This is a genomic window from Rhodophyticola sp. SM2404 (assembly GCF_053570515.1).
The window spans coordinates 112,371-128,594 of sequence record NZ_JBSEDL010000003.1 but is presented as its reverse complement, the minus strand read 5'-3'; the positions used below and the strand labels follow the sequence as shown (position 1 = coordinate 128,594).

14 protein-coding genes are annotated in these 16,224 nt (G+C 57.2%); 7 read left to right on the top strand and 7 right to left on the bottom strand.

The window, feature by feature from the left end; translation table 11 throughout:
* Nucleotides 1–18: 18 nt before the first annotated feature.
* The 5 genes from ACTYEO_RS05860 to ACTYEO_RS05840 form a co-directional block, all read right to left on the bottom strand.
* Entirely contained in the window at nt 19–879 is an 861-nt protein-coding gene (locus tag ACTYEO_RS05860) for an SDR family oxidoreductase (RefSeq protein WP_449322783.1), read from the bottom strand.
* Nucleotides 876–1,907, bottom strand: coding sequence for a tRNA epoxyqueuosine(34) reductase QueG (queG, locus tag ACTYEO_RS05855; protein WP_449322782.1), 1,032 nt, complete (start codon nt 1,905–1,907; stop codon nt 876–878). The genes ACTYEO_RS05860 and queG overlap by 4 nt, the downstream gene beginning before the upstream one ends.
* On the bottom strand, nt 1,904–2,569 hold the full coding sequence (gene fzlA, locus ACTYEO_RS05850) for an FtsZ-binding protein FzlA (RefSeq protein WP_449322781.1): 666 nt from the start codon (nt 2,567–2,569) through the stop codon (nt 1,904–1,906). Before fzlA ends, queG begins: the two co-directional genes overlap by 4 nt.
* Before the next feature lie 55 nt (nt 2,570–2,624).
* The gene (mtgA, locus tag ACTYEO_RS05845) at nt 2,625–3,236 is read right to left on the bottom strand and encodes a monofunctional biosynthetic peptidoglycan transglycosylase (protein ID WP_449322780.1); all 612 of its coding nucleotides are present in this window, start codon (nt 3,234–3,236) and stop codon (nt 2,625–2,627) included.
* A 210-nt stretch (nt 3,237–3,446) separates the two neighbouring features.
* A complete protein-coding gene (locus ACTYEO_RS05840) occupies nt 3,447–3,638 on the bottom strand; it encodes a YgaP family membrane protein (RefSeq protein ID WP_449322779.1) in 192 nt (63 codons plus the stop codon).
* Between the two features lie 131 nt (nt 3,639–3,769).
* On the opposite strand from ACTYEO_RS05840, the gene ACTYEO_RS05835 reads away from it, so the two are divergent.
* The 3 genes from ACTYEO_RS05835 to ACTYEO_RS05825 are packed head-to-tail and all read left to right on the top strand — an operon-like array spanning nt 3,770 to nt 6,180.
* Nucleotides 3,770–4,120: a hypothetical protein gene (locus ACTYEO_RS05835; RefSeq protein ID WP_449322778.1), complete on the top strand. Its 351-nt coding sequence runs from the start codon at nt 3,770–3,772 to the stop codon at nt 4,118–4,120.
* The gene (gene cobO / locus ACTYEO_RS05830) at nt 4,110–4,727 is read left to right on the top strand and encodes a cob(I)yrinic acid a,c-diamide adenosyltransferase (protein WP_449322777.1); all 618 of its coding nucleotides are present in this window, start codon (nt 4,110–4,112) and stop codon (nt 4,725–4,727) included. The genes ACTYEO_RS05835 and cobO overlap by 11 nt, the downstream gene beginning before the upstream one ends.
* 7 nt (nt 4,728–4,734) lie before the next feature.
* Nucleotides 4,735–6,180 (top strand): cobyric acid synthase, encoded by a 1,446-nt coding sequence (locus ACTYEO_RS05825; RefSeq protein ID WP_449322776.1) that lies wholly within the window; start codon nt 4,735–4,737, stop codon nt 6,178–6,180.
* A 2-nt stretch (nt 6,181–6,182) separates the two neighbouring features.
* Here the strand turns inward: ACTYEO_RS05825 and ACTYEO_RS05820 are convergent, their stop codons facing one another.
* Both ACTYEO_RS05820 and ACTYEO_RS05815 read right to left on the bottom strand, forming a co-directional pair.
* On the bottom strand, nt 6,183–7,211 hold the full coding sequence (locus tag ACTYEO_RS05820) for a Hint domain-containing protein (RefSeq protein WP_449322775.1): 1,029 nt from the start codon (nt 7,209–7,211) through the stop codon (nt 6,183–6,185).
* Nucleotides 7,212–7,296: 85 nt separating this feature from the next.
* Nucleotides 7,297–8,856 carry a Hint domain-containing protein gene (locus tag ACTYEO_RS05815; protein WP_449322774.1) on the bottom strand — a complete coding sequence of 520 codons (1,560 nt, stop codon included), beginning with the start codon at nt 8,854–8,856 and terminating at the stop codon, nt 7,297–7,299.
* A 270-nt stretch (nt 8,857–9,126) separates the two neighbouring features.
* Between ACTYEO_RS05815 and dapE the strand changes: the two genes are divergently transcribed.
* The 4 genes from dapE to ACTYEO_RS05795 all read left to right on the top strand — a co-directional run bounded on the left by dapE (nt 9,127) and on the right by ACTYEO_RS05795 (nt 15,699).
* Nucleotides 9,127–10,269: a succinyl-diaminopimelate desuccinylase gene (gene dapE, locus ACTYEO_RS05810; protein WP_449322773.1), complete on the top strand. Its 1,143-nt coding sequence runs from the start codon at nt 9,127–9,129 to the stop codon at nt 10,267–10,269.
* A gap of 55 nt (nt 10,270–10,324) precedes the next feature.
* Nucleotides 10,325–12,589: a ribonuclease R gene (gene rnr, locus ACTYEO_RS05805; RefSeq protein WP_449322772.1), complete on the top strand. Its 2,265-nt coding sequence runs from the start codon at nt 10,325–10,327 to the stop codon at nt 12,587–12,589.
* A gap of 103 nt (nt 12,590–12,692) precedes the next feature.
* Nucleotides 12,693–13,967, top strand: coding sequence for a lytic murein transglycosylase (locus tag ACTYEO_RS05800; protein WP_449322771.1), 1,275 nt, complete (start codon nt 12,693–12,695; stop codon nt 13,965–13,967).
* 61 nt (nt 13,968–14,028) lie between these two features.
* Nucleotides 14,029–15,699 carry a Y-family DNA polymerase gene (locus ACTYEO_RS05795; protein ID WP_449322770.1) on the top strand — a complete coding sequence of 557 codons (1,671 nt, stop codon included), beginning with the start codon at nt 14,029–14,031 and terminating at the stop codon, nt 15,697–15,699.
* Nucleotides 15,700–16,224 lie beyond the last annotated feature (525 nt).

The following is a 16,224-nucleotide window of genomic DNA, read 5'->3' as shown; positions in this document are numbered from 1 at the left end:
GAATGCGGCAAGTGACATTCACGTAACCTCTTGGGCAAGAAGCGCGCGAAGCCCTGTTTGATAATCAGGATAGCGCAATGTCACGCCAAGCTCTTCCTTGATCCGAGTATTCCGAACTCGCTTGCTCTCGGCATAAAAACTCCGCGCCATCGGCGATAGATCGGCCTCTTCGAACTTGATCGCTGGTGGGATGGGCAGGCCCAGTAATTCGGCGGCATAGGCAATGACATCCTCAGGGGGGGCGGCATTATCATCGCATAGATTATAGATCGCACCAGCTTTCGGGGCTTGCATCGAGGCCAGCAAAACCTGCGCGATATCCTCCACATGGATGCGCGAGAAAACCTGACCCTGTTTGATAATGCGGCGCGCAGTGCCGTTGCGGACCTTGGCAAATGGCCCCCGATCTGGCCCGTAAATGCCAGCGAGGCGAAAGATATGAAGGCGCGCGCCCGTGGCTTTGGCCAAATCCTGCCACGCGGCCTCGGCTTTGACGCGCGCGCGACCACGTTCTGTCGAGGGGGTGAGAGGGGTGGTTTCATCCACCCAACCGCCAGCATGATCGCCATAAACGCCTGTGGTTGAGAGATAGCCGAGCCATGTCTTGCTGCCCGCTACCTTGGAAATGGCGTCACGTGCCTCGGTCAAAACGGGATCACCCGCCTCGTTTGGTCCTGCCGAGATCAATATATGGGTCGCGCGGGCCAGATCAGCGCTGAGATCGGTGCCGGGGAAAAGGCGCCCGGTGATGCCTCGGGCCTCCATTTCTTTCGCCTTCTCGGGCGAACGTGTGGTGCCGATAATCTCGCAGCCTAAGGGCAGCAAAAGGCGTTCCAAGGCTTGCGCGGAATAGCCGTGCCCGAAGCTCAACAAGATCATGGCAACCTCCCAAAGGCCCAAACCGCCGCATCCGCAACGGTTGGATCAGGGTCATTCATCAACCCCGATGCAACGGGTTTCAAGCGTGCATCGCCGCTATTTCCAATCGCATAAAGCACGTTCCTGATAAATCGGTCCCGTCCGATCCTTTTGATTGGTGAGCCCGAGAATTTCGCCCGAAAGCCAGCATCATCCAGTTTGGCCAGATCCGCGAGCGCGGGGGATTGCAGGTCTTCGCGCCCTTTATAGCGGATCTCATGCGCCTCTTGCGCGAATTTGTTCCATGGGCAGGCAGCAAGGCAATCATCACAGCCATAGATACGATTGCCCATCAGCGCGCGCAGATCTTGGTCAACGGGGCCTTTATGTTCAATCGTCAGATAGGAAATGCAGCGCCGCGCATCGAGTTGAAAGGGCGCGGGGAATGCATTGGTGGGGCAGATATCCAGACAGGATGTGCAGCTGCCACAGTGATCAATCTCGGGCGTGTCTGGCGCAAACTCAACGGTTGTGAAGATCGCACCGAGAAAGAACCAATTGCCCAAATCGCGCGCCAGAAGATTGGTATGTTTGCCCTGCCAGCCAAGCCCCGCCGCTTGCGCCAGCGGCTTTTCCATCACGGGGGCTGTATCGACGAAAACCTTGATTTGATGCTCGGGCGCTTGCTCCAACAACCAGCGCCCCACGCGTTTGAGGCGCTTTTTCACCAGATCATGATAGTCTCTATTCTGCGCATAGACACTGATCGTGGCGCAATCGGGTTTCTCGATGGCCTCCAGCGGATCGGTGTCAGGGGAATAGGGTTCGGCCAGCATAATGACCGATTTTGCCTCAGGCCAAAGCGCTGACGGGTCGCCGCGCCAATCCATGCGTTCGGCCATCCAAGCCATCTGGCCATGGCGGTTCCGCGCCACAAATTCCGCCAGACGTTCTGCAATCTGGGGCACCGCATCTGGTCTGCACACGCCCATCTTGGCGAAACCCGCATTGCGAGCCTCGGTCTCAAGAGCGCGTTTCAGATCTGTCAAAAGTCGAGATTCGCATAGTGGGGAGGTTGCGGGAAGCCCGATAGCTGGTCCGCAAGGATCGAGCGGAACGCGGGGCGGGATTTGATCTTGGCATACCAATCCTTGACGATCTCGGAGCGGTTCCAATCCACATCTGAGATATAGTCAAGGCAGGACAAATGCGCAGCGGCGGTGAAATCGGCCATGGTCATGCGGTCCCCCGCCAACCAGCGGCGATGATCCAGAAGCCACGCCATGTAATCGAGGTGGAACTTGATCTGGGTGGCCCCCGTTTTGATGGCTTTGCCATCGGGATAGCCTGCGCGCATGACCTTTTTATTGACCCGTTCATAGACGAGGTTCTTGGTGACATCATGGTGAAACTTGTCATCGAACCAAGAACACAGGCGCCGTGTCTCGGCGCGCTCTTTGGGGTTTTTCGGCATCAGTTCAGGGGTTGGAACCGTCTCTTCGAGATATTCGCAAATGGCCTGACTTTCGCTCAGCAACAGCCCGTCAATCTTGAGAATCGGCACCTTGCCAGCGGGATTGCGGCGCATGAATTCCGCGTTGTTTTCCCAGTAACGCTCTTCAACCAGCTCAACCTCGATCTTCTTCTCGGCCAGCACAAGGCGGACTTTTCGGCAAAAGGGAGAAAGAGGGAAGTGGTATAAACGGGTCATGTGATGCTCGTTACTATGGGCCTTTGAGCTGTTCTGCATTGTGGCGGGGGGAAATTCAATTCGCAAAACACCTATCGCGGCCATCTGCGCGGATCGTTTCTGCCCCATCGCGGATACTGGCTGCGCGGCGCTCAAGCCAAGGGGTTGGGGTTGCGGCGGATCGGTCCTGCGGGGCAGGCAGAACGGCGGCCAGACGCGCGGCTTGAACAGCGCTCAGCTCGGCTGCGCTGACACCGAAATAATGTTGAGCGGCGGCTTCGGCACCAAAGACGCCTTCGTCAAATTCAGCGATATTGAGATAAACCTCAAGGATGCGCCGCTTGGACCAGATGCCTTCCATCACGGGGGTGATCAGGGCCTCTAGGGCTTTTCGTGTCCAGTTGCGGCCATGCCAGAGAAACGCATTTTTGACGGTTTGCTGGCTGAGCGTAGAGGCACCGCGAGTGCCGCCATCTTCGATCGCATCGCGGATGGCATCCATGTCAAAGCCCCAATGAAGGCAATAATTCGCATCCTCTGCCGCCACGACCGAGCGCTGAAGATCAAGCGCGATATCCTCGATCGGGACCCAGTCCCGCTCAACTCCGCCAAGGCGATAGCTTTCCTGCAACATATAGACTGTCGTTGGAACGGGTAAAAATCCGTAGAGCAGGATCCAAACCAGCATGAAACCAGTTAAGCCCAGAACCACGCGCAACGCCAAGCGCGGCAACCGCGCGATACGTTGCCATATCGTCGGGGAGGAACGCTGGGTCTTCGCGCGCGATTTGCTCGTTTTTCGGGCCACACTGCCTCTGGTGTGTTGGACTGCTTGTTGATTGCGCCCAAGATAGACGGGTTTGCGAGGCAGGGAAACGGGTTTCCCGAAAGGATCAGATCAAGATTTCATCGCACATGTATTGATGCCGAAGATCGAATAGAGCGGGCAATACCCAACAAGCCCTGTCAGCAGCGGGACAATACCGACCCAGCCCCAAGGCGTTTGCGGCCCGATAAAGACCATAGCGATCAGCGCAAGCCCTAACACAATGCGGACAGCTCTGTCGAGTTTACCTTCATTGACAGTCATCAGACTCTCTCCTTTTGACGGTTGTTTAAGCTGGTTTTAAGCGCTGATTGCCCTGCGCACATTGATCTATGTCATCCAAATGATCGGGGACGTCCCTTGACTTGGCCGCCGCCCTCGCGCATCCCGCCGATATGAGTGAAGAAAAACCCAAGAAGCGCCCGCAGGAGGTTTATACCCTCTTGGTGGAAGTTGGCCGCAAGGCCGAGGATGGTTTGCCCAAAGGCGCCACCGGTGCCGCCCTTTTGTGCTATGCCTCTGGCGTCGATGAGGCCGAGGCGGTGCGCGAGACGGTTGCGGTTCTCAAACAGGCGGATTTGAACCCACTGGATGTCACAGGATACGGCACGCTGAGCGAGCGTGAGGATTTGGGCCATGAGATTGAAGCCGATGAACGCGAATTGATGGCGCGGGCCTTGGAAGAGAACTCGGTCATTGTGGCGCAGATGACGCCGTTTTTCGAAGGAGATAAGCGTGACGGATGATGTGAATGCCGCCCATAAGGCGAAGATGCAGGCGCTCAAGGCCGAACGTCACGAGATGATGAAAGAGAAAACCGTTCGTGAGAAAGGTTTGATCATCGTTCATACCGGCGACGGCAAAGGCAAAAGCTCCTCCGCCTTCGGCATGATCATGCGCTGCATTGCCCATAAGATGCCCTGCGGTGTTGTCCAATTCATCAAAGGCACTTGGATCACTGGCGAGAAAGAGCTGTTGCGCAATAATTTCGCCGATGAATGCCGCTTCGTCGTCTCGGGCGAGGGTTTCACTTGGAACACGCAGGATCGTGAGCGGGATATCGCGGCCGCGCGCAATGGGTGGGAGCAGGCCAAGGAGATGATCCGCGACCCCGAGATGCGCTTGGTTGTCTTGGATGAGATCAATATCGCGCTGCGCTATGATTACCTGCCGATCGACGAGATCGTTGAGTTTCTGAGCACCGAGAAACCCGAAATGACCCATGTGGTTTTGACGGGTCGCAACGCCAAGCCTGAATTGATCGAGATTGCTGATCTCGTGACCGAGATGACCGAGATCAAGCATCCTTTCAAATCGCAAGGCGTGGTCGCCCAAAAAGGCGTGGAGTTCTAGGCCGCCAATGCCTGCATTGATGATCCAGGGCACAGGTTCGAATGTCGGGAAATCGATGTTGGTGGCGGGCCTTTGCCGCGCTGCAAAGCGCCGCGGGATCAAGGTTGCGCCATTCAAGCCGCAAAACATGTCGAATAATGCGGCCGTCACCAGCGATGGCGGCGAGATTGGCCGCGCGCAGGCATTACAGGCTCTAGCCTGCGGTTTAGAGCCTGTTTCTGATATGAATCCTGTGCTTCTCAAACCTGAAACCGATACGGGCGCGCAGGTTGTGGTGCAGGGTAAGCGCATCGCACGCGCAGAGGCCGCTGATTACGGTGCGCTCAAGCCGAAATTGATGGACGCGGTTCTTGAGAGTTTCAACCGCCTCAAAGCGGGCCATGATCTGGTGATCGTCGAAGGCGCGGGCAGCCCTGCCGAGGTCAATTTGCGGCCTCGCGATATCGCCAATATGGGCTTTGCTTTGGCTGCAAAAGTGCCCGTTGTTCTGGCGGGCGATATTGATCGCGGTGGTGTGATTGCCCAGATCGTGGGAACCCAAGCGGTGATTGACCCTGCTGATGCCGCGATGGTTCAGGGATTTCTCATCAATAAATTTCGGGGTGACCCACGGCTGTTTGATGATGGATATGACTATATCGCGGCCAAGACGGGTTGGGCCGGTTTTGGCGTTTTGCCATGGTTTCATGACGCGTGGAAATTGCCTGCCGAGGATGCAATTGACCTCAACCGCGCCCCGCATCGCGATGGCCTGCATATTGTGTGTCTTGCCCTGTCGCGGATCGCGAATTTCGATGATCTTGATCCGCTTGCGCAGGAGAGTGGCGTAAGGCTGACCATGCTTGGCCCTGGCCGTGCGCTGCCAGCCGATGCTGATCTGGTGATCCTTCCAGGATCGAAAAGCACGCGCGGCGATCTGGCGTTTTTACGCGCGCAGGGCTGGGATATTGATCTCGCTGCCCATATTCGGCGCGGGGGGCATGTGCTGGGAATTTGCGGCGGCTATCAAATGCTCGGCCAGATCGTACGCGACCCTAACGGCGTGGATGGCGCGAGCGGCGAAACCAAAGGTCTGGGGTTTCTTGATGTCGAGACGGTCATGAGCCCCGCCAAACGCCTTGCGGTCTCGGATGCTGTGCATGTGCCAAGCGGGACGGGGTTTGCAGGATATGAAATTCATATGGGCCAGACGCTCGGCCCCGATTGCGCGCGGCCTTTTGCGATGCTCGGTCAGGCACCTGACGGTGCGCATTCGCTAAATGGTCGTGTGATGGGCACCTATCTCCATGGTCTTTTTGCCAATGACGCCTTTCGCGCCAGTTATCTGGACATGTTAGGCGGGCAGGCCTCGGGCCTCAGTTATTCGGCCGAGTTGGAGTATATTTTGGATGCTTTGGCCGATCACATGGAACAGCATCTTGATATTGGCGGCTTGATCGCCTTGGCGCGCTAGGCTTAGGCGGCGACGCGGCGGGTCTCGGCCTGCATGGCTTGCAGGGTTTGGGCTGTTGCGCGGTCAATCGTTTCAAAGACAGGCTCGAGATCGGAGATCATCGGCCGCGCAAGCGCATCCCCTTGGCCGCCAAGAATATCGCCGAGCAGGGCCGTTTCCATATGGCAAGCGCCGACGGTTACGCAATCATGATCATCGGTCATGATCTGATACATCCGCCGAACGGGCAGGGTTTGATCCTTGATCACCGAAATCCGGTTCACCATGTCACCGGCCCGCGCAAAAATGGCTTCCTTGCCTGTCAGATACTCGACCGTGCTGCCCTGCATAAGCATGCGGGTCATCGGCGAGACATGGATATCATGGGATAAGCCGAAATAGGGCGCGCGGACCAAAAGAGGCGCGGTTGACCCAATGCCAAGCATATCAAGATGCCCGCACCAACGAATGCGAGACGGGCCAGAAACAAGCCCATCCACGATCATTCCAGGCACAAGGTCTTCAACAGCGATCGGGCCTGCAGGCGTGTTGATCAGCGTGCCTTCACCATAGGCGGGCGTGCTGGCCGCCGAGAGGTTGTGATCCGCAAGGGCGACGACTGTCATGCATTTGAAGAAGCTGGATTTGGCGGGCAGGAAATCTTCCAGACAATGCACCTCGCCCTGATAGGGCGCGATGGTGGCGTTTTGATGGGTCACCAAGTTGTGGATTTCGATCCTGCTGCCCCGCGGATTGGCGCTGGCTGAATAGATGATCTTGAAGCTGTCATTTGGCCCAATCAGATCAGGATCAGTTTTTGCATTCAAGCCGCGATGCAGGAATTGCAGTGCTCCATCAGGCATACGGTACACCTGAAAAGAGAGATCGCCGCTTTGCCCTGCCCAAACCCGCACGGGCTTGTCAGATTTACCTGCCAAACTGCCTTCGATTAGGAAGGTTGTGTTTTCGCGCGCAGCCGCTGCCAAGGACAGGGCCTTTGTATCATGGACAACCTGATGTCCCGCAGCATTCCAAACGGAAATCCAGCTCATGGGCGCATCCCCCGCCACGGCCGCGTTTTGGGCAGGATCACTGCGCGCGAGCGTTTGGATTGAAGATATGTCAAAGGTGCGGGGCTCATCCAAAAACCACCTTTGCTTCAAATGATTTCAACGGCAGGCGCACAGTGTCGCCATAGCCTTGGCCCGAGGACGGGTTGAGTGCAGGAAACAGGCTGAACAACCGCTCACGGGTTGCTTCGTCAAAGGCGGCAAGTGTTTGCGCGCCGGGAAACAAGCTCTCGGTGGCCAGGCCCTCGGACCAGATGATTTCATGCTGGTCGAATAGGATGTGGAAATACTCCACATTGCCGCCTTCCTTGACCCAGACGCTGACATTATTGACCAAGTCTTTGGCCGCGATCAGTACCTCGTCTTCTCCAAAAAGAAGTTCGGCTTGGACATTTGAAATCAGGATCCGGTGTAGCGGTGAAATGACCAGTCTTTTGTGAAGGCCAAAGGTGCCTTGCTCGATCACAATGGGGGCAGAGGGGCCTTCCGCTTTGGCCGTACGGGTGCCGATCCAGCGGATTGGACGTGGGCCATGGTCTTGCGTTTCGACCATTTGCCCGACGGTAAGATCTTCCACTGGAACGTAGCCATGAGGGGTCAGAATATGTGTGCCGCGCGTAAAGCAGGGGATCGTGGTGATGGTCGCGAAAGCCGAGTCGCTGATGCCCGAAGCTGTTTCGGCCGTGTAGCTGAAATTCTGGGTTTCAGTCGCAGTGGAGTTCGAGTTTGGAGCCGTAACGCCAAGCCTGCCATCGGACAAAAGCTCGATTTCATGCCCCGATGACAAGGTAACCGTGCCACCTGTGGAAATCTCCTGACCGTTGATATGGGTCACCGACATGCCCGCCGTGTCATTGGCCAAAACATCAAGGGTCAGCGTATGGCCGTGATAGACGGAGCCCGTGTCATTATTCGCGATGACATCACCCTGAATAGAACCCGCTGCGACAAGCAGGGTGGAATCGTAAGAGGAGTCTCCGACATCTGCGATGCCGAGTTTGAGGGAGTTCACTTGGCCGACATTCACGGGAATTGTAACATTCAAGGTGACGGTAAAGCCGTCCATTTCCGTGTTATAGTCGTCGCCCGTATTATCGACATAAAGCGTCTCATTCGCGCCGCCATTGACCGAGTTGATATCGGCGATCGAAAACACAGGCGAGCCGACTTCGACGCCGTTGATCCAGATGCCAACAGCATCATTGAAGATCGAGCCGACATATTCAGGGTATTCTTCGGAGGCGAAGGTGAATTGCATGCTCAAGACCGAGGTCGTCGGGATGAAATCCACCTCAAGGATCGAGGCGTCATAGGTCGAGCGACCAGCCAGCGTGTTGAAGTCGCTATCATTATTGATGCCACTTGTATTCGAGCTGGTGCTGGCGCTTCGGTTCGGATCGCCAAAGGCATTGGTGAAGCTCGTCAACCGGCCCGTGGAAAACATCACACCAGTATCTGATGGGGTAACGCCGGGCGCTATGGCGTCGCCATCTGTCCAGATGCCCGAGGAACCGGCGTCACCTCGATAGTCAGCGTCGACCACGGTCACGCTGTCACCGAAAATCTCCAGTGCCATCTGTAGCGCTGATGCGCCTGTGTTTATTGGCAATTCCTGAGCGGTCGCCATATCATACCCATGCCTCATGGCCGAGGATGACAGTCGCTCATACGTGACAACAGCACGCTTATCTGCGTGTCAGATCGTCAAAACTAAATACCATGCGGATTTTACCGCTCGCCTGCCTCGGCTTATTTTTATACCAACACGCTACACGACTGGCTCAGCGCTGTTAACCATTTTTAATTCTTTGGCTTGAACTAGCTTGGTCATTGAGCGGCTTGTGCCCGAAATGCCACGCCGTTATCGCTGGATAAGTGCAATTAAAGGACAGCCTCCATGCCTGTTGATCCCGTAGCTTTGACAGCTGCTTTGGTGAAATGCCCCTCGGTAACCCCTGAGGAAGGCGGCGCATTGCAGCTTTTGGAGGAGGCGCTTTCGGCGGCTGACTTTGCCTGCACACGCGTGGATCGCAATGGCGTGCCCAATCTATTTGCGCGTTGGGGGAATGGCGGGAATACACGTACATTCGGCTTTAACGGCCATACAGATGTGGTGCCTGTCGGGGACGAGGCCGCTTGGACATACCCCCCTTTCTCGGCGCATATGGAGGATGGCTGGCTTTATGGGCGCGGTGCCACCGATATGAAATCAGGTGTTGCGGCCTTTGTTGCGGCTGCGATTGATTTCGTCACCGAGACGCCGCCCGATGGCAGTGTCGTTATTGCCATCACAGGGGATGAGGAAGGCCCGTCTTCGGATGGAACAATCGCGATCCTTGATTGGATGGCGGCCCAAGGCGAACGCATGGATGCCTGCATCGTCGGTGAGCCGACCTCGCCCGAGGTGATGGGCGATATGATCAAGATCGGGCGCAGAGGCTCGATGACAGTGAAATTCACGGTGCGCGGCAAGCAGGGCCATTCCGCCTATCCCCATAAGGCGCTGAACCCGATGCCTGTGGTCGCTCTTTTGGCGCATCGTCTGGCCAGCCATGAGCTGGACACAGGCACAGATCATTTTGATGCCTCCACGCTTGCGATCACCACGATTGATACGGGCAATACGGCCTCTAATGTGATCCCCGCCAAGACGCATATGACCGCTAATCTGCGGTTCAACGACATCCATACAGGTGCCTCACTGACCGAGTGGCTGACAACCGAGGCCGAGCGTGTTGCAGATGAAACAGGCACCGAGATCACCATGGAGACCCGTATTTCGGGCGAAGCCTTCCTGACCCCGCCTGGGGCCCTGTCTGATCTGGTGTCAAATGCTGTCGAGGCCGAAACGGGCCGCAGGCCTGAACTCTCCACCACTGGCGGCACATCCGATGCGCGCTTTGTGAAATCGCATTGTCCCGTGGTCGAGGTTGGCCTTGTGGGGCACCGTATGCATCAGGTGGATGAGCGGGTCTGGATGCAGGATATCCACGACCTCAAGCGCATCTATTCCCGTATCCTGCGCGACTATTTCGCCTGAGCACCTCTGGTGTTTTGCGCATGACGCGCCTGTGGTGCCGTGTTAACCCATCACCATGAGCCGCATCCCCAATAAAAAAGAAATCCGCGATTGGATTGCTGACCATCCGGGCAGCACCTCCAAGCGCGATATTGCCAAAGCCTTCGGTATCAAGGGGGCGGCGCGGATTGATCTCAAGCGCATCCTCAAAGAATTGCAGGAAGAGGGGCATCTGGCCAAGCGTGGCAAAGCCTATCGCGACCCTGATAAATTGCCGCCCGTTTCGATCCTGCAAGTTCTAGGGCCTGACGAAAATGGTGATGTCTTTTGTCGCCCAATGGAATGGACTGGCGAAGGCCCCGAGCCGCGCATCCTGTTCAGTGCTCGTGCCACGGACCCTGCTTTGGGCAAAGGCGACCGTATCCTTGCGCGTCTGCAAGAGGTTTCGGGCGAGGACTATATTTATATTGCGCGTCTGATCCGCCGCATCGGGACCAACCCTCTCAAAATCCTCGGGATTTTCCGCAAAGGGGCGGAAGGTGGGCGCATTGTGCCGATCTCTAAAGGCTCGGATAAGGAATGGAGTGTTGCCTCGGATGCCACGGGCGGTGCCAAAGATGGTGAATTGGTCGAGGCCGAACAGGCAGGCCCCAAAGCGCGGATGGGTTTGCCCAAAGCGCGGGTCACCGACAGGCTTGGCAATCCTGCGGCCCCCAAAGCCGTCAGCCTGATTGCGATCCATGAATATGGCATTCCCGATTCCTTCCCTGACGCCGTGATTGCCGAGGCGGATGCCGCCAAACCCTGCGATGTGAAGGGCCGCGAGGATATGCGGGATATGCCGCTTGTCACAATCGACCCTGCCGATGCGCGGGATCATGATGATGCCTGCTATGCCCATCCCGATACCGACCCGAAGAATAAGGATGGCCATGTCATCTGGGTCGCGATTGCGGATGTGGCGCATTATGTGCGCCCGGGCTCGGCTTTGGACCGCGAGGCGCGCAAACGCGGCAATTCCAGCTATTTCCCTGATCGCGTTGTGCCGATGTTGCCTGATCGTCTTTCGGGGGATTTGTGTTCGCTTCATGAAGGTGTGCCGCGCGCTTGTCTGGCGGTGCGGATGGTGGTCGACCAAGCAGGCAATAAGATATCGCACAGCTTCCATCGTGGTTTGATGCGCTCGGCCGCCTCGCTGAATTACCAAGAGGTTCAGGCCGCCCAAGATGGCGATGTAAGCGAGAAATGCGGGCCCTTGCTGGAAACAGTGATCAAGCCGCTTTACGCCGCCTATGAAGCATTGAAATCCGCCCGTGCCGAGCGTCAGCCGCTTGATCTTGATCTGCCTGAACGCCGGATCGAGCTTTCCGAGGAGGGCAAGGTCAGCTCGGTCGCGTTCCGTGACAGGCTGGATGCCCATAAGCTGATCGAGGAATTCATGGTGCTGGCCAATGTCGCCGCCGCCGAGACCTTGATCAAAAAGCGCACGCCGCTGTTGTTCCGTGTGCATGAAGAGCCTGATCAGCAAAAGCTCGAATCCCTGCGCGAAGTGGCCCAGACCAGTGGCCTGACTTTGGCCAAAGGGCAGGTCTTGATGACCCGCCATCTCAACCAGCTTTTGTCGCAAGCCGCTGGCAGCGAAAATGCCGAATTGATCAATATCTCCACCCTGCGTTCCATGCAGCAGGCCTATTACAATGCCGAGAATTTCGGGCATTTTGGTTTGGCGCTGAAATCCTATGCGCATTTCACCTCACCGATCAGGCGCTATGCCGATTTGATCGTGCATCGCGCTTTGGTCAGTGCACATGGCTGGGGCAAGGATGGGCTGAGCCCTGCCGAAATCGAGGATTTGGACGCCACCGCCAAGCATATCTCCGAGACCGAGCGGCGCTCGATGATGGCCGAGCGTGATACGACAGATCGCTATTTGGCGGCCTACCTCTCCGACAGGGTCGGTGCAGAATTTTCAGGCCGTATTTCGGGCATTGCGCGGTTTGGCGCATTTGTAAAACTCGATGAGACGGGGGCCGATGGCCTTTTGCCCATGCGGGCTCTGGGGCGGGAATATTTCCACCATGATGCGGATGCGCAAACCTTGATGGGCGCAGATACGGGGCTGACCATCGGCATCGGTGATCGCGTTGTGGTCAAACTGGCCGCCGCCGTGCCTGTTACAGGCGGGCTTGAGCTGGAATTGCTCGAGATCGATGGCGAGAGGCGCAAGCCTTTTGAGGGTCGTGGCCGCGGCAAAGGCAAGGGTCCGCATCGGCGTAAATTCGTGGCCTCCAAGGCGAAATCGGACAAGCTGAAAAAGAAGAAGCTGCGCAAGCGGAAATAAGCCGTTTCGGCAAAGTTCCGCAGAGGCTCTATCTGTCTGCTTCTGATCTTGCGCAAAACAGGCTATATAAAGCGCATAAAAACAAGATCCGAGCAGGTTCATTATGCGTAAATTGGTACCAATGTTTATCGTGGCTCTTTGGGCGCCACTGGCCGCTGCTATGGCCTCTCCTCTGGATATTTCCCCAAGGCCGCTCATCAGGCCTGCGGCCGAGGGTTTGGGACCAGCGGCGGCCATACCCGTTCAGGCCCGCGCGGATAGCGCTGGTTTCACAGCATGGCGGGCTGGGTTCGAGCCGCGCGCGCGCGCCGCAGGTATTTCGCAATCCGTGATTGATGCCGCTTTTTCAGAGATATCGCTTGAGCCTGATGTGATCCGTCTTGATCGCAACCAATCCGAGTTCAACCGAACGCTTTGGGAATATCTCGACAGTGCCGTCTCCGATAACCGGATCAATAGCGGGCGCAGTTCCGCACAGCGCCAGCGCGAGACCCTTGCCGCGATTGAACGGCGCTATGGGGTTGAGGCGGAAATCGTCGTGGCGATCTGGGGGTTGGAAAGTGCGTTTGGTGCTGTGCGGGGGGATACCCATATTCCCAGTGCTTTGGCGACACTGGCCTATGAAGGCCGTCGCCGCGATTTTTTCGAACAGCAATTGATCGCGGCTTTGCGTATTCTGCAATCGGGCGATACGACACCTGCGCGCATGCGGGGATCATGGGCGGGGGCGATGGGGCACACGCAGTTTATGCCGACCAGTTATCTTGACCATGCGGTTGATTTCACGGGCGATGGACGGCGCGATATCTGGGGGGATGACCCGACGGATGCACTGGCCTCGACGGCCAATTACCTGCGGGAATTCGGTTGGACAACGGGCCAGCCTTGGGGGATGGAAGTCACCCTTCCTGCGGGGTTTGATTATGCTCAATCGGGTGAACGGACCAAGCGGAATGTCTCGCATTGGAACGGTTTGGGGGTACGGCTGACCAATGGGCAGTTGATCCCCGATCACGGGCGATCTTCGATCCTTTTGCCTGCAGGCGCGCAAGGTGTGGCCCTTGTGATCTTTGATAATTTCCATGTGATCGAGCGCTATAACCCCGCGGATGCCTATGTGATTGCCGTGGGGCATCTGGCAGACAGGATCACGGGCGGGCCTGCGTTTCAAAGCGCTTGGCCACGCGGTGATCGCGCTCTGTCTCGGGGCGAGCGTGAGGAATTGCAACGTAGATTGACGCGCGCGGGCTTTTCGACTGACGGGATTGATGGGGTGATTGGCCCCAATACAATCGATGCGATCCGCCGCTTTCAGGCCTCACGTGGTTTGGTGGCTGATGGCTATGCCTCGCTTGCCATTTTACAAATACTTCGCTGATTAAGTGGACTCGACTCCAGCTTTCGGGCGCTCTAAATATTAAGAACATTTAGAGAACAAAATGATGCCCGACTTGCAGCGCGATACATCCCGACGATTGTTATCTCTCTGGTTTCCGCGCCTTGGTGTGGACCGGATTCGCCGCCTTGAGCAGCGGTTCTGGGATGCTCCGCTTGCCGTGGTCCGAGAGAGCGGGAATTTGCGTGTGCTCAGCTCGGTCAGCCCTGAGGCGCAGGCGAAAGGGCTGTTTCCAGGTCAGTCCCTGCAAGATGCGCTGAGCCTGTGTTCCAGCCTGATCACACGCCTTGAAGACCCCACGAAGGAGGCGGGTTTCTTAACGGCATTGCGCAGATGGGCGGGAAAATTCTCGCCTTGGGTGTCAGAGCAGGGCCGCGCGGGGCTGATGATTGACCTGACGGGCTGCGCGCATCTGTTTGGCGGGGAAGAGGCGCTGTTGCAGATTGTCGAGGCGGATTGTCTTGATCTTGGCCTTGAGGTGTCTTGCGGCATTGCAGATACGGCAGGCGCGGCTTGGGCCTTGGCGCGTTATGCGGGGCGGGAGATGGCCGCAACGGGCCCGAATGGGGATGCCATTGATCAAGAGGCGCGCGCCACGCGGTCAAGGGCCGTTAAACGCCGCAATTGGGAAAGAGGGGGGGCTGCGCCCCGCATCGCCACGTCACGGAATGCGGCACAGCGAATTTCACCCCCCGGACAGGTTCGGCATAGCATCGCAAAGCTGCCTGTTGCAGCGCTGAGGCTTGATGATGCGGCCAGCGCAGCCCTTGCGCGGCTTGGTTTGCGGCGGGTCGAGGACCTTTACGATATGCCGCGCGCGGCCCTTGCGCGGCGCTTTGGCCAGCATCTGGTCAGGCGGTTGGATCAGGCCTTGGGGCTGGAGCCCGAGCCGATCTCGCCTGCGCGCGCGCCTTTGCATTTCGCCGCTCGGTTGAGTTTCCCTGACCCGATCGGTTTGGAGGACGATATTATGGCGGGGCTTGATCGGTTGCTGCCTGTGGTCTGTGACAAGCTGCGCGATAAAGGGCGCGGCGCGCGCGGGTTCCGGCTTGAGCTGCGCCGTGCAGATGGCGGGGTGCAACAGGTAGAGGTCGGGCTTGCCCGCCCCGCTGATACGCCTGATCGGGTGCGCGCGCTTTTTGCGCTCAAGATCGGGGTGGTCGATCCTGGCTTTGGTATTGATTTGCTGCGCCTTGAGGCCCGCGAGAGCGAGCCTGTTCATGCGGTTCAACATCGGGGTGGACAGGATGCTGCCGCAGAGCGGACCAAAAGCACTGAACTGGATGATCTGATTGGCCGCATCGGGGCGCGGGTTGGGCTTGAGGCAATCACCCGTCAACACCCTGCTGATTCCCATGTGCCTGAAAAAACGTCCAAAACATTAGCGGCTGCATGGTCTGGCCCTGCCGATACGCCTTGGCCGCGTCCCTCCCGCCCGCGGCCTTTGATTTTGTTCCGCTCAGAGCCTGTTTTGGCCGCGCCCGATCCAACGCCCCCCGCTACGTTCCGTTGGCGGGGGCGCGACTTCTGCACGCTTTGCGCCACAGGGCCAGAGAGGATCGCGCCGGAATGGTGGCTTGATGACCCCGAATGGCGCACGGGTGTGCGCGATTACTGGCGGGTGGATACAGATCGTGGATATCGGCTGTGGCTCTATTTCGCGCATGGAGGAATCACCTCAGGTGGCTGGTTTGCGCAGGGTGATTATGGCTGAGCTGCCATTTTTGTTGCAGAAAAACCCCAGCTATAATCGCTAGAATGGTGCAAATCAGACCCGTAAAAAGCCATTGTTTTTCCACAGGATACAATAACCGGTCAAATGCAGCGAAACTGCGGGTTTATTACGAAGAGGCTTGAAAAACCTATCTAAAGTTTGGTCTACTTGCGTCAATAGTTTGGTCTTATGATCGAAAGGTCAAACGGGTACGACCACGCATCGGCCGGATTTTCGCGGCCAAAGCGAGACTGACGCGCCGCTTATCGGCGCATTGAGGTCACCCGATCAGGCTATGCGGTGTGGGTGTTTGTCCGCTCTCTGGGCAGACATCAGGGGATAGGAACGTAAGCTGATTGTCTGTCGGTATCTTTCTGCGGGGGCGGTGATATCGAAACAGGCATCACCGAAAAGAGCGGTCTCAATCTGGTGAGACTGTCTTGCGAAAACCCTTTCTCCTGAGATTGTTGGCGGCATTCGTACAGAATGTAGAAGCGTCGCAATTATCCCCGATATCGCTGGAAT

Coding starts and splice junctions, on each gene's coding strand:
- mtgA (WP_449322780.1), bottom strand. CDS start 3,236: ATGCTGGTTTGGATCCTGCTCTACGGATTTTTACCCGTTCCAACGACA.
- ACTYEO_RS05815 (WP_449322774.1), bottom strand. CDS start 8,856: ATGGCGACCGCTCAGGAATTGCCAATAAACACAGGCGCATCAGCGCTA.
- fzlA (WP_449322781.1), bottom strand. CDS start 2,569: ATGACCCGTTTATACCACTTCCCTCTTTCTCCCTTTTGCCGAAAAGTC.
- ACTYEO_RS05820 (WP_449322775.1), bottom strand. CDS start 7,211: ATGAGCTGGATTTCCGTTTGGAATGCTGCGGGACATCAGGTTGTCCAT.
- ACTYEO_RS05840 (WP_449322779.1), bottom strand. CDS start 3,638: ATGACTGTCAATGAAGGTAAACTCGACAGAGCTGTCCGCATTGTGTTA.
- ACTYEO_RS05795 (WP_449322770.1), top strand. CDS start 14,029: ATGATGCCCGACTTGCAGCGCGATACATCCCGACGATTGTTATCTCTC.
- ACTYEO_RS05800 (WP_449322771.1), top strand. CDS start 12,693: ATGCGTAAATTGGTACCAATGTTTATCGTGGCTCTTTGGGCGCCACTG.
- ACTYEO_RS05835 (WP_449322778.1), top strand. CDS start 3,770: ATGAGTGAAGAAAAACCCAAGAAGCGCCCGCAGGAGGTTTATACCCTC.
- ACTYEO_RS05825 (WP_449322776.1), top strand. CDS start 4,735: ATGCCTGCATTGATGATCCAGGGCACAGGTTCGAATGTCGGGAAATCG.
- ACTYEO_RS05860 (WP_449322783.1), bottom strand. CDS start 879: ATGATCTTGTTGAGCTTCGGGCACGGCTATTCCGCGCAAGCCTTGGAA.
- rnr (WP_449322772.1), top strand. CDS start 10,325: ATGAGCCGCATCCCCAATAAAAAAGAAATCCGCGATTGGATTGCTGAC.
- dapE (WP_449322773.1), top strand. CDS start 9,127: ATGCCTGTTGATCCCGTAGCTTTGACAGCTGCTTTGGTGAAATGCCCC.